Annotated in this window: 12 protein-coding genes and 1 tRNA gene; 10 read left to right on the top strand and 3 right to left on the bottom strand. The window is 55.0% G+C overall.

Translation table 11 applies throughout. The features are described 5' to 3' along the window. The first annotated feature begins 283 nt into the window (after positions 1-283). The 6 genes from galE to QM016_RS03270 all read left to right on the top strand — a co-directional run bounded on the left by galE (position 284) and on the right by QM016_RS03270 (position 6,037). On the top strand, positions 284-1,339 hold the full coding sequence (gene galE, locus QM016_RS03245; RefSeq protein ID WP_016477888.1) for a UDP-glucose 4-epimerase GalE: 1,056 nt from the start codon (positions 284-286) through the stop codon (positions 1,337-1,339). Positions 1,340-1,371: 32 nt separating this feature from the next. Next, positions 1,372-2,496 (top strand): polyprenyl synthetase family protein, encoded by a 1,125-nt coding sequence (locus QM016_RS03250; RefSeq protein WP_016477889.1) that lies wholly within the window; start codon positions 1,372-1,374, stop codon positions 2,494-2,496. A gap of 9 nt (positions 2,497-2,505) precedes the next feature. Next, the gene (locus QM016_RS03255) at positions 2,506-3,435 is read left to right on the top strand and encodes a peptidoglycan-binding protein (protein WP_016477890.1); all 930 of its coding nucleotides are present in this window, start codon (positions 2,506-2,508) and stop codon (positions 3,433-3,435) included. Positions 3,436-3,495: 60 nt separating this feature from the next. Next, positions 3,496-3,570 (top strand) — tRNA-Gln (locus QM016_RS03260). Positions 3,571-3,652: 82 nt separating this feature from the next. Then, positions 3,653-5,041 carry a bifunctional UDP-N-acetylglucosamine diphosphorylase/glucosamine-1-phosphate N-acetyltransferase GlmU gene (gene glmU, locus QM016_RS03265; RefSeq protein WP_282710151.1) on the top strand — a complete coding sequence of 463 codons (1,389 nt, stop codon included), beginning with the start codon at positions 3,653-3,655 and terminating at the stop codon, positions 5,039-5,041. Beyond that, positions 5,042-6,037 carry a ribose-phosphate pyrophosphokinase gene (locus QM016_RS03270; protein ID WP_282710152.1) on the top strand — a complete coding sequence of 332 codons (996 nt, stop codon included), beginning with the start codon at positions 5,042-5,044 and terminating at the stop codon, positions 6,035-6,037. 136 nt (positions 6,038-6,173) lie between these two features. On the opposite strand, the gene pcp is transcribed toward QM016_RS03270, so the two are convergent. From pcp to QM016_RS03285, 3 genes are read right to left on the bottom strand one after another with little or no spacing between them, the layout of a single operon-like run. After that, positions 6,174-6,824, bottom strand: coding sequence for a pyroglutamyl-peptidase I (pcp, locus tag QM016_RS03275; protein ID WP_016477893.1), 651 nt, complete (start codon positions 6,822-6,824; stop codon positions 6,174-6,176). 39 nt (positions 6,825-6,863) lie between these two features. After that, positions 6,864-7,841, bottom strand: coding sequence for a DUF979 domain-containing protein (locus QM016_RS03280; protein WP_016477894.1), 978 nt, complete (start codon positions 7,839-7,841; stop codon positions 6,864-6,866). Continuing rightward, positions 7,841-8,596 carry a DUF969 family protein gene (locus QM016_RS03285; RefSeq protein ID WP_016477895.1) on the bottom strand — a complete coding sequence of 252 codons (756 nt, stop codon included), beginning with the start codon at positions 8,594-8,596 and terminating at the stop codon, positions 7,841-7,843. Before QM016_RS03285 ends, QM016_RS03280 begins: the two co-directional genes overlap by 1 nt. 136 nt (positions 8,597-8,732) lie before the next feature. On the opposite strand from QM016_RS03285, the gene pth reads away from it, so the two are divergent. The 4 genes from pth (at position 8,733) to QM016_RS03305 (ending at position 12,410) form a co-directional block, all read left to right on the top strand. Beyond that, positions 8,733-9,362, top strand: a complete 630-nt coding sequence (gene pth, locus QM016_RS03290) for an aminoacyl-tRNA hydrolase (protein WP_282710153.1) — start codon at positions 8,733-8,735, stop codon at positions 9,360-9,362. A 137-nt stretch (positions 9,363-9,499) separates the two neighbouring features. Further along, positions 9,500-10,342: a sulfide/dihydroorotate dehydrogenase-like FAD/NAD-binding protein gene (locus QM016_RS03295; protein WP_282710154.1), complete on the top strand. Its 843-nt coding sequence runs from the start codon at positions 9,500-9,502 to the stop codon at positions 10,340-10,342. Next, positions 10,330-11,727: an NADPH-dependent glutamate synthase gene (gene gltA / locus QM016_RS03300; RefSeq protein ID WP_282710155.1), complete on the top strand. Its 1,398-nt coding sequence runs from the start codon at positions 10,330-10,332 to the stop codon at positions 11,725-11,727. The genes QM016_RS03295 and gltA overlap by 13 nt, the downstream gene beginning before the upstream one ends. 215 nt (positions 11,728-11,942) lie before the next feature. After that, a complete protein-coding gene (locus QM016_RS03305; RefSeq protein ID WP_016477899.1) occupies positions 11,943-12,410 on the top strand; it encodes a hypothetical protein in 468 nt (155 codons plus the stop codon). Positions 12,411-12,416 lie beyond the last annotated feature (6 nt).

Below are 12,416 nucleotides of genomic sequence, written 5' to 3' on the forward strand. Positions count from 1 at the left end.
GAACGGAAATCCACAGTTCCTTAAGCTATGTTCCAGTACCCATTGTTTGCGAAGAGAGCGCTTGTTCGCTACACGAGAGACGCTTGCAATGAGAGCAACACTTGCAGTGAGGATGACTGTTTTATACGGTAATACGTCTTTTTAGACCGACACTAACGCTATCTCTTCTCTGCAAACCACAGGTAGCTCTCCCAACTGTGGTCTTCGTGGTTGTACTATACTACCAGCAGACATGACCTGTGATTATACAAGTGCAATCTCACCGCACTAAGAAGGGATACTCATGAGCCAAAAGAAGGACCCCAAAGACACCTGCGTACTTATCACCGGAGGCGCCGGTTTTATTGGCAGCCATACCGTAGTTGAATTGCTCAATAAGGGCTATGAGGCAATCATCGTTGACGATCTTTCCAATGCGTCGGAAAAAGTTATCGACCGCATCAAGACCATCGTGGGCGAGAAAAACGCCGAACGCCTCACGTTCTACGAGGCCGATGTCAACGATCGCCCTAACCTTGACCATATCTTTACCGAGCACGCCGTCGACCGCGTTATCCATTTTGCCGGCTTCAAAGCTGTCGGCGAGTCGGTTACCAAACCAATTGAGTACTACGCCAACAACCTTGGCTCCACGCTTACCCTTCTGGATGTTATGCGCACCCACGGCTGCAAGTCCATCATCTTCTCCAGCTCGGCCACCGTCTACGGCGATCCCGATTCATTGCCGCTGACCGAAGAGAGCCCCAAAAAACCTGCGACCAACCCCTATGGCTGGACCAAGTGGATGATTGAACAGATCCTGACCGACGTCCACACCGCCGATCCTGAATGGAACGTCGTTCTGCTTCGCTACTTTAACCCCATCGGCGCCCACCAGTCCGGCCTTATCGGCGAGGATCCCACGGGCATCCCCAATAACCTCGTGCCGTATGTGGCGCAAACGGCCATCGGCAAGCGTGAGGCCATTCATGTCTTTGGCAATGACTACCAGACTCCTGACGGTACTGGCGTCCGCGACTACATCCACGTCTGCGATTTGGGATCCGGTCATGTCGCCGCTCTCGACTGGATGAACGGCCGCACAGGCGTTGAGATTTTCAACCTCGGCACCGGCGTAGGCAGCTCCGTCCTTGACGTCATCAAAGCGTTCTCAAAGGCATGCGGCAAAGAGCTCCCCTACGTTATTGAACCTCGCCGCGCGGGAGATGTGGACGCCAACTACGCCGATTGCTCTAAGGCGGCCAGAGAGCTCGGATGGAGCGCTCAGTACGACCTCGACGACATGTGCCGCGACTCCTGGAAGTGGCAGTCCATGAACCCCGACGGCTACCGCAGTTAGCGCCTGCTTGTCCGGCGCACCAAGGAGCCATCGTGAACTTTGCCGATTATCTTGCCTTAGTCAGGCCTCGTATCGAGAAGGACCTCAAAGCTGGACTTCCTTCTGTCACAGGCGATGCCAACGAACCTGAAGCGGTCTCCGCGCACGCAACCGATGACTTGAACGCCTACCTCTACGAGCCGTTGCGCCAATTTAGCGCGCAAGGAGGCAAACGCGTACGGCCGGCGCTCGCTCTGCTTGGAGCCGAAGCTGTCGGAGGCAATCCTCAAGAGGCGTTCCCCATCGCAAGCGCCATCGAAGATTTTCAGTCGGCGGCGCTTATCCATGACGACATCGCTGACGGTTCAAAATTACGACGCGGCAATCCCTGTCTTTATCGCACTCTTGGCGTTGGCCTTGCCATTAACGTAGGAGACGCGGCGCTGGTCAACGTTGTATCACGTATTGCCCGCAGCGATACGTATAACAACGATGTCAAAATCCGCCTTATCGATGCCCTTCTTTTGATGCAGGAGCATACTCTGGAAGGCCAGGCGCTCGATCTCGGCTGGACCCGAGAAAATCGATGGGACATCACATCCGATGACTATCTTTTTATGGCGACGTCAAAAACGGCCTACTATTCCGCCGCTTGCCCGCTGGTAGCCGGCGCCATTGTAGGTGGTGGCAGCCAAAGGCAGCAGTCGGCGCTCAGATCCTTCGGCATGAAAGCCGGGCTCGCCTTCCAGCTTCAAGACGATCTCTTGAACCTCGTCGGCGATGGCACAGCGCAAGGCAAGGACTTCCGCTCCGACATCACCGAAGGCAAACGTACGCTTTTAGTGGTCCGGGCTTTAGAGGCGCTGCTCGCCTCCACGCAAGAGGGCGAGACGCAAACGGCTTCTGAGCAAAGCGACATCCACGTCACCAACGCAGCTCTTTCCGCTGATGTTCGAGGCGAGCTCATTTCTCTTTTGTCGTCAAAGACAAATGACCCTATACTGTTAGAGCGCGCCGTTGCGCTCATCGAGTCCTCCGGCGCTCTTGACTTCGTCCGCTTGCGGGCCCAAAGCCTTATAGCTGAGGCCAAGGAACATCTCAATGGGGCAGAGTTCGACGCTGAAGCACGTGACACGCTGCTGTCGATGGCTGACTTTTTTGTGGATCGGAAGAGGTAACAAGAAATTATGGACCCTATCACGCCCGGCAGCACCGGCGCTGCCGTTGAGGATATTCAGGAACGTCTGGTAAAGCTCGATTACGATATTGATGCTACAGAGCGCGAGAAGCACTCCTTTGGCCGCACGACCGCCAACGCCGTTGCGCGCTTTCGGCTTGACCATGATCTTTCGCTCGGCGAAGACGTTGACATCGCCACATGGGTGTTGCTCGTTGACGAAAGCTACGAGCTGGGAGACCGCACACTGTACCTGCGTCTGCCAAACTTCCATGGACACGATGTACGTCAGCTTCAGGAGCGCCTGAATATCTTGGGATTTTCCTGTGGAGAGCCGGACGGCCAGTACGGCGTTCACACCGAGGCCGCGGTAAAGCTCTTCCAGGAAAGTGTCGGTGAGCTTGCTGACGGCATGGCGTTTCAAGATACGCTCGACGCCATTGAGCGTCTGCGTCACGTATGGTCCGGCAAGCAGGCAAAAGGGCCCCATCCCCAGGGCGGCATGGGATTTGCACGTGCGGCGAACGTGTTGGAAACCATCGCGCTTGCCATCACGGGCGAAGATCCCATTGCCCGAAATGTCGCCGGACGCGTGGCCAATCTTGCCAGAGCGACTTCCGAGGCGTCCGGCATCGAGCTTGTTGACTCCATCGATACTCCCACAAGCTGCACGGCCATTCTCGCCATCACGTCAAGCCCAGCGCCAGTTAAGCCCGCCCGCGGCAAGACGGTTATCGGCAGCGTCACCATGGACGAAAACGAGACGCTTCCTATGCGCCTGCGGACAGCCTTTCAGTCGGCGGAGGGTTCGCCTCAGATCGTGCGCATCTCGCTGCCCGAAAGAAGCTCGGTAGAAGGTTCGTTTACCCTCGCGGACGCACAAACTCTTGCAGTTCTTGTATTAGATGCAATTTGCGGCGCATTTATCGGCCGTAGCTGATACACTCATAGAGCATTCATTTTCAAGCATGTATGCCGGCGACCAACGTAGTGATTACATTGGGGTATCGTCCAATGGTTAGGACACGGGTTTTTGGTGCCTGTAATGTGGGTTCGAATCCTACTACCCCAGCCATGCCTGCTTGAGTATGATGAGTATGTAAGGGACTTGACGCGGCATTCCGCGTCAACGCACAGTTCGCTTGGAGGCTTTTCACATGCCACTTACTGCGATTGTCCTCGCTGCCGGCGAGGGAACGCGCATGAAGTCCCGCCACCCCAAGGTAGTGCACAATCTACTTGATAAACCCATCGTTTGGTGGACCGTCCGCGCCGCGCAGGCTGCCGGTGTCGAACGCACCATCGTTGTCGTGGGCAATCATGCAGACGAAATCAAGGCTGCGCTATCCGATTTCGATGGAATCGAATATGTCGAGCAGACCGATCGGCTTGGCACCGGTCATGCGGTTCGCGTAGTCCGCGATGCTCTTGGTGGCTTTAATGGACCTGTCGTTGTCATTAACGGCGACGCTCCCCTCATGCGCTCAGAAACAATCAAAGCTCTTGTTGATGAAACGCGCGCGCACCACAACGCCTGTACCTTATTGACCATGACGCCTCCGGATCCCACGGGATATGGGCGCGTTATTTTTTCAGACGGGCACGTCGCCGGCATTGTTGAGCATAAGGACGCCACCCCTGAACAGCGCAAACACGAACGCGAATGTAACGTAGGCGTGTATTGCTTCTGCGGCGGTCGTCTTACCGCAAACATTGACCTTATCGCCAACGACAATACGCAAGGCGAATACTACCTCACCGATATGGTTGGCATATACGTCGGCCAAGGAGAGCCGATGTCCGCCGTTCATGTCGATGACTACCACGAGGCGCTGGGTGTCAATTCCCGCTCACAGCTCGCCGACGCCACTCGCATCATGCAGGAGCGCATCAACGAGCACCTGATGGCGGAAGGCGTTACAATGCTCGATCCGACCACGGTCTGGGTCGGCGCGGACGTCACCGTGGGCCAGGATACTGAGATTCTTCCGATGACCATGCTCTACGGCGCAACGCATATCGGGTCTGACTGCGTTATCGGACCGAATACGCGCCTGACCGACACGACTATCGGTGACGGCTGCGTTGTCGATGAAACCGTCGCTCTTTCCGCGGTTGTCGAGGACGGCGCCACCTGTGGCCCCCGCGCCTATCTGCGGCCTGGCGCTCACCTCATGCCGCACGCCAAGGCCGGAACGCACGTTGAGATTAAAAATTCAACCATCGGCGCAGGTTCCAAAGTTCCGCATCTTTCCTATATCGGCGATACCACTATGGGCGAAGGCGTCAATGTTGGTGCTGGATCGATTACCTGCAACTATGACGGCTACCACAAGTTCCCTACCACCATCGGAGATCATGTGTTTATCGGCTCGGACACCATGATGGTAGCCCCGGTCACTATCGGTGATGGCGCGCTGGTGGGCGCCAGCTCCTGCATCACACAGGATGTTCCCGCGGACGCTCTTGCTCTTGAGCGCAGCGAACAGCGTATTGTTGAAGGATATGCCGCTACAAGGCGCGCAAAGCTTGAGAAAGAGGATTAAATGTTTGAGCAACTGTGTCAGCCACTTAACGTCGAGAAGAACATCAAACTGTATTGTGGTACGGGTAACCCTGAACTTGCCCGCAAAGTTGCTGAAATCCTCCACCTTGAACTTTCCGGTCTGCTGCTGGAAAAGTTTGCCAACGGCGAGATATACGCTCGCTTTGATGAGTCCGTCCGCGGCGATGAAGTCTTTTTCGTTCAGACACTAGCCGGGAAAAACGTTAATGACCTGGTTATGGAAACGCTTATCGTCGCCGATGCCGCCAAGCGGGCGTCCGCGAAGAACTTTACGGCCGTTATTCCCCACTACGCGTATGCGCGCCAGGATCGCAAGGCCGCTGCCCGCGAGCCCATCACCGCGCGCCTCATGGCCAACCTGCTTGAAGAGGCCGGCGTTGACCGCGTCATCACCCTTGATTTACACCAGGGTCAGATCCAAGGCTTCTTCGATGTTCCCGTTTCACACCTGACAGCGCTGTACCTCTTGGGCGACTACTTTAAGAAAAAGCCATTCAACTGGGAAAATACTGTTGTCGTTTCCCCGGATATGGGTCGCGCAAAAGCAGCCAAAAAGCTTTCTGACTATCTTGACTGCGGTTTGGCCATTGCCCACAAGAGCCGTCCCCGTCATAACGAGTCGGCCGTTATGGGCATCATCGGTAACATCACCGGTAAGACCTGCATCGTCAACGATGACATGATTGATACCGCAGGTACCCTTTGCGCTTCCGTTCTCAAACTCAAGGAAATGGGAGCAGGCGACATCTACGTCTGCGCTACGCACGGCATCTTCTCCGGCCCTGCCATTGAGCGCCTGAATGAAGCTCCGATTGAAGAGTGCGTGGTCACCGATGGCATTCCTTGTGCCGCAGCCAATCAACCAGGCTCAAAGATCAAGACCATTACCGTTGCAAACGAGCTCGCAGAGGCGATTTACGCCGTCTACACGGATCGCCCCGTTTCCGACATCTTTGGCGGCGACCTCAACCTGTAAAAACAATTTGCAGGAACAACGCCTGTAGCAATAACATAAGTCATCCCTGATGCAAAAGCGAGAAGACCTTGGAACTCAAAGCTCCAAGGTCTTCTCGTCTCTACACACCCATGAGCGACGACGTTGTGAACAGCAACTAGTGGGTAGTGCCAAAAGTTGCGTCCACGATGTCGGTCTGATGCTCTACAGCGGCAGTCAAAGCGAGCTCAAGGCCGCGTGTCATTATTTCAAGAGGAAGACTGGGCGTATTTCCCGGCTGCTTGGTGGCCTGCTCGGTTGCAAAAGGAACGTGCAGGAAAGCGCCGCGCGCCTCGGGATGCTTGGTGGCAAGCGCGTGCAGCATGGAATACATCACGTCGTTGCAGACGTACGTTCCGGCCGTGTATGATACGGTCGCCGGAATACCTGCCTCATTCATGGCCGCAACCATCGCACGAACAGGAAGCGTTGCAAAGTAAGCGTCAGGGCCGTCTTCGACGATCTTCTCGGCAAGCGGCTGATTGCCATCATTGTCGGCAATGCGCGCGTCCCGGTAATTGATGCCGACAAATTCCGGCGTAATCTTCGCGCGGCCACCCGCCTGGCCGACGCAAAGCACAATGTCAGGATCAATATGATCAATTGCGGCCGAAACCGCATCTGCTCCGGCGCCAAAAACCACCGGAACCTCCAGCTTTACCACGTCAGCGCCGGCTATGGTATCGGGAAGCGCACGGACGGCTTCCCAAGCAGGATTGATTTTCTCGCCACCAAAGGGCTGAAAACCGGTTACCAAAATTGTTGCCACGATGACCTCCTATCAAAGCGTTGTGAAAGTCGCACCTTTTTAGAGTGCTACCAGTACAATCATCATAACGATTTGCACCGTAAGCATAAAGATGGCAGGAACGACTTGTTTCTTGATAACGCCATACTCATCGTCCATCTCAAGAATCGCCACGGGAACAATATTGAAGTTTGCCGCCATTGGCGTCATAAGCGTACCGCAGAAACCGCAGGTCAGAGCAAGCGCGCCAACAACGGTGGGATCTGCTCCGAGCGAAAGCACAAACGGAGCTCCGATACCCACGGTAAGCACGGTAATTGCCGCGAAGGCGTTACCCATAATGGCGGTAAAGAGCGCCATTCCTACGCAGTAGACGACAATACCGACAATCAAATTACCCTCGGGAATAACGCCTCCCACAAGGTGAGAAATGACTTCACCCACGCCGGCAGCCGTAAAGGTCGCGCCAAGAATCGAAAGGAGCGTAGGTAGCATAACCAGCGGCCCTACGATATCAAGCATGCGCCTTGAGTCATCAAGAAAGAGCTTGGGAGTATTCACGCCGGGCCGCATACATAAAAGAATGCCGCAGCCTACAAAAACGCCTACCGTAAGTCCTACAAGCGTTGAAATCTTAGGGAAGAGGAAGGCGAAAATCAGCGCAAAAACACCGATGCTGAACGACGCTAAAAAGATTTTGTTGCCGATGCTCGAATACGCCACGGCCATCTCTTCTTCGGTGGGCTTTGTCGTATCTTCTCCGCGCCCAACTTGTTTGAAGACCGCAGGAAGCAGCATGATGATAAGACCGATGCCGGTCAGCTCGGAGGGAATCCATTTTCCTACAATAAAAAGCAGGCCGAGCATGGTCCAAAAAATCCCGGTACCGATACGCTTAACGTTGGTTTTGTCGCGGAAATTTGAAACGCCTGCGTACATCGCCACGAGACCAATAAGCACAAAGACAATTTCAAGTAATTTTGCCGAAAGCGTAATTTTCGGGTCGGTGGAAGTGTAAAAAGCGATAAGAGCGTCCATTACGCCTCACCTCCTGTCTCAGTAGTGGCATCGCCCGTTGCAACGACGGCCGTATTTCCGGCCTTATCCGCGGCGGCCTCGATGTCGCGCTTTTGATATCGGCGGTCGAGGAATATATAGTATGCCGAGGTAAATGCAACGGCAATGAGAGCTACCGGAAGCTCGATAGCCGCAAGATGCGAAAGTTCAACGGCGTATCCAAGCTCCTTAAGTGTGCTTTGCACCAGCAGCATGCCTGACGAACCCACAAAGAGCACTTGACCGAAGAACCACGCGACATTTTCCATGCCGGACGCCATGCCCTTAAGATCATCGCGGTGACGAGGTGTCATCAGCGTCGCGTCAGGATCGTCCGCCGCCTCAGCCATAGGCATAACCACGGGCTTAATAAACCCGGCGACGCCGCCAAAGCCAACGTTAAACGCGGCGAAAATGAGGCGGAAAACGCCATAGGCCGCCATGATGATGCCGCCGCTGGCGCCCTTAACGCGCCGCATGAGCTCACGAGCCGCATTGCGAAGGCCGTTTCGTTCAAGCGTGCCCGTCAGCACAAAAACTACCACGCAAATAAGCATGGTACGCGTTGAGACAAAGCTCTTTCCCAGCGTCTGCAAAAATACGATCGGGTCCATGCCGGCAATCACCGCGGTAACGCATGCCGCTATGAGAATCGTAAGAATCGAATCCCACTTAAACGCGAAGCCAACCACGACTACCAGGATGCCAAGCAGTTTGACCAACTCGGTTATATCCATACCGCCTCCTCTAGGTTTACTACATCACGGTATAGAATTGCACACATCGCCCTTGCTATGCGTGTAAAGGACGAAATTTTGAGCAATATGTTACATTGCGTATACAAAGACGGCCCAAACCGGTAAGGGAATCTTGATGAAAGCAAACAGACAGCCGCAGACCATCTCCACATCTCTCAAGGCTCCTTCTCTTGTGTGCGGTCTCGGCAACCCTGGCGAGAAGTACGCGCACACCAGGCATAACGTCGGCTTTGCTGTAATTGACGCGCTTGCCGAACGCTATGACGCGCGCTACTGGAAGCATGAAGCGGGCTGTCTGGTTGCCACCATCATAGTCATGGATGCAGACACACAACGGCGAGAGGTTCTTCTCGCCAAACCGCAGGATTTTATGAACACCAGCGGAGGACCTCTCTCAAAGCTCGCTCAGACGAGGCGCATCTCTCCTGCCGACATACTTGTCGTTCATGATGAAGTTGATCTTGCAGCCGGAAGCGTACGAACACGAGCCAGCGGCGGACTTAATGCCCATAACGGCCTGCGCTCCATTGCAGACAAGTTTGGCACCCGCGATTTCATGCGCCTGCAGTGCGGCATCGGGCGCCCGCCTGGTCGAATGAAGGTAGCTGGCTACGTCTTGAAAGAGCTCAAAGGCGCCGCTCTTGAAGAGTTTCTTGTCACCGTTGAGGTGGCAGCCGATGAGGCGGAGAAACTGTTCAAGGCACCTCTGACAAAACCTGTCCTCAAGGGTTTTCTCGCCACATGAGCGCGCTAAGCGTTATACAATAACGTTTGCACATTTTTTCGGCCGAACCCAGACGCGCCGTTTAAATGATTTGCAGGTCGAGCGTAGGCTCGACTTACTGCACGAGGATATCCGGTTCGGGAGAGGAGTACCGCTGAATGTATAAGATCCTCGAAAAGACGCAGTTCTCTGAAAAGGTTTTCAAGTTTCGCATTGAGGCACCTGAGATGGCCAGGCACGCACATGCCGGCCAGTTCCTCATGGTGCGCGCCAACGAAACCGGCGAGCGTGTTCCGTTTACGTTTGCCGACTGGAATCCTGAAGAAGGCTGGGTCGAATTCATTTTCATGGTAATCGGTAAAACCACGGAGATGCTCTCTACCTATGAGGCAGGCAACGCTATCCAGGACGTTACCGGTCCGCTTGGCCAACCCACTGAAATGGGTGAAGGTAGATGGGCGGTTATCGGAGGCGGCGTTGGCTTGGCCATTGCCTTCCCTGTTGCTCGCCAACTCAAGGCTACCGGTCATGAAGTTCACGCCATCATGGGCGCCCGCACCAAGGACCTGCTGCTCCTTGAGGAGCAATTCCGCAGCGTGCTTGATGACAAGCATCTCCATATCACCACCGACGACGGCTCCTACGGCGAGAAGGGCGTTGTCACCGCTCCGCTTGAGCGCCTGCTCCAGGAGAAAAAGGTTGACCATGTATTCTGTGTCGGCCCCGTTCCTATGATGAAGTTCTCAGCGCTCACGGCCGAGAAGTACAACACGCCCATCATTGCCTCCCTCAACCCCATCATGGTTGACGGAACCGGCATGTGCGGCTGCTGCCGTGTCGAGGTTGGCGGCGAGACCAAATTCGCCTGCGTTGACGGCCCTGACTTTGATGCCACCAAGGTTGACTGGAACGACCTCCGCGCACGTCAGGCGGCATATCTTACGGAAGAGGGTCAATCGCTGAAGGCGTATGAGGAGACGAGGTGCGCATGCCACAGGTAAATGGTCGTTACATTCCTAATGTAAAAGCTCCTCGTACTGCCGATAACGAAGAGCCAGCTGATGTCCGCGCAAAGGACTTCCGTCCGGTAGACAAGGGCTTCACCAAAGAGATGGCAATCGCGGAGGCCAACCGCTGCCTTGACTGCAAGAACCCGCTTTGTGTACAGGGCTGCCCGGTCAGCATTAACATCCCTCGCTTCATTGAGGCTATCCGTGCCGAAGAATTTGGCCGTGGTCTTGATATCATCCATGAGGCGTCCATGCTTCCCGCTGTCTGCGGCCGTGTATGTCCGCAGGAAAACCAGTGCGAAGGCGTCTGCGTCATGGGCAAACGCAGTGAACCAGTAGCCATCGGCCAGCTGGAACGCTTCCTTGGAGACCAGCCCGAGCTTGCCTCCGAAACCAAGGTTGCTCCCAGAAACGGCAAGAAGGTTGCCGTTGTCGGCTCCGGTCCCTCCGGCATCGCCTGCGCCGGTGAGCTTGCGCGCAATGGCTTTGATGTTACAGTATTTGAAGCATTCTTCACAGGCGGCGGCGTGCTGGTATACGGCATCCCCGAGTTCCGTCTGCCAAAGGCTGTTGTCAAGCGCGAGATTGACGGTCTTAAAGATCTCGGCGTGAAATTTGAGTACAACTCAGTTGTAGGCCGCATTACCGATGCCGATGAGCTCTTTGAGAAGGGTTTCGACGCCATCTATATCGCCACCGGTGCCGGCCTGCCGAAGCTCTTGAACATCCCCGGAGAGAACCTTCCCAACGTCTTCTTCGCAAACGAATACCTTACGCGCGTGAACCTTATGAAGGCAAACCAGTTCCCCGAGTATGACACCCCCACCAAACACGGCAAGTCCGTTATCGTCTTCGGCGGCGGCAATGTTGCCATGGATGCGGTCCGCACGGCAAAGCGCCTGGGCGCCGATCGCGCAATTATCGCATACCGTCGTACCGAAGAAGAGATGCCTGCTCGCCGCGCCGAGCTGCACCATGCCAAGGCTGAAGGTGTCGAGGTTATGCCGCTGGTTTCTCCGCTTGAGTTCATTGCCGGAGAAGGCGGCACCGTATGCGCTGTACGTGTTCAAAAAATGGAACTTGGCGAGCCCGATGACTCCGGTCGTCGTCGCCCCGTACCTATTGAAGGTGCCATTGAGGAGATCCCTTGTGACGTTGCCATCTCTGCTATCGGCACCAATGCCAACCCCTTCGCCAAGATGATTGGTGACATCAAGCTCAATAAATGGGGTTACATTGAGGCCGATGATGAAGGTCGTACATCGGATCCGCGTATCTGGGCTGGTGGCGATATTGTCACCGGCGCGGCTACCGTTATTTTGGCTATGGGGGCTGGCAAAGCCGCCGCGGCTTCAATCACCAAGCACCTCGCATAGGCGCCGCTACAACGCGTTTTTGTCGATACGCCGCAACTTTTGGTCATCAAGAAGTTGACCTCAAACAACGTAACCCCGACTGTCTCTTTGACAGCCGGGGTTTTGACAGCCGTGGTTTCTTCTCGCTTCACAGGTACTTCTCGCACGCAGACATAAGTGTCGCCAGATTCGCTACACTAGGAGATACCATCCACGCTACCCACATAGGAGAAGAGATGATAGATGTAACCGAAGCGAAGGCGCTTGTTGAAAAAGCCGTTCCCGGCAGAGACCGCGCGGAGGCTGACACCCTCTCCGCAGCGGCTATCGATTGGGCTATTAAAAATCTCATTGGGCGCACCGAGGCACGTATTCGCACCTACGCAATGTACGGCAAAACAGCTATCGCCGTCAAGATTGCCCCGGGCGTTAAAGACAGGGAGGGAAGCGGCAATTCGTTTTACAGTGATTTGGTTGCGGAGAGCAATACCGAGGTTGCCGATGCCATTGCTGATCTCATCAACGGCCGTGAACAAACACTTCTCTCGCCTATCCAAACCGCTCGAATCCTCAATACCTACAATGCGCGCACGGTAAAATTTGTACGGTCACTCAGGCAGTTGGGATTTACCGTTAAAACAGGTGATGAGCCGTGCGGTAATGCTCGACTTGACAACAGTACTATCGTCGTCATGTGGGAGTAAAACGGC

The sequence above is a fragment of the Lancefieldella sp. Marseille-Q7238 genome (genome assembly GCF_949152215.1).
Taxonomy (GTDB): domain Bacteria; phylum Actinomycetota; class Coriobacteriia; order Coriobacteriales; family Atopobiaceae; genus Lancefieldella.

Excerpts from the sequence above, each read along its gene's own strand:
- glmU (WP_282710151.1), top strand. The coding sequence starts at position 3,653 with ATGCCACTTACTGCGATTGTCCTCGCTGCCGGCGAGGGAACGCGCATG.
- QM016_RS03305 (WP_016477899.1), top strand. The coding sequence starts at position 11,943 with ATGATAGATGTAACCGAAGCGAAGGCGCTTGTTGAAAAAGCCGTTCCC.
- galE (WP_016477888.1), top strand. The coding sequence starts at position 284 with ATGAGCCAAAAGAAGGACCCCAAAGACACCTGCGTACTTATCACCGGA.
- QM016_RS03285 (WP_016477895.1), bottom strand. The coding sequence starts at position 8,596 with ATGGATATAACCGAGTTGGTCAAACTGCTTGGCATCCTGGTAGTCGTG.
- QM016_RS03295 (WP_282710154.1), top strand. The coding sequence starts at position 9,500 with ATGTATAAGATCCTCGAAAAGACGCAGTTCTCTGAAAAGGTTTTCAAG.
- gltA (WP_282710155.1), top strand. The coding sequence starts at position 10,330 with ATGCCACAGGTAAATGGTCGTTACATTCCTAATGTAAAAGCTCCTCGT.
- QM016_RS03255 (WP_016477890.1), top strand. The coding sequence starts at position 2,506 with ATGGACCCTATCACGCCCGGCAGCACCGGCGCTGCCGTTGAGGATATT.
- QM016_RS03280 (WP_016477894.1), bottom strand. The coding sequence starts at position 7,841 with ATGGACGCTCTTATCGCTTTTTACACTTCCACCGACCCGAAAATTACG.
- QM016_RS03270 (WP_282710152.1), top strand. The coding sequence starts at position 5,042 with ATGTTTGAGCAACTGTGTCAGCCACTTAACGTCGAGAAGAACATCAAA.
- pth (WP_282710153.1), top strand. The coding sequence starts at position 8,733 with ATGAAAGCAAACAGACAGCCGCAGACCATCTCCACATCTCTCAAGGCT.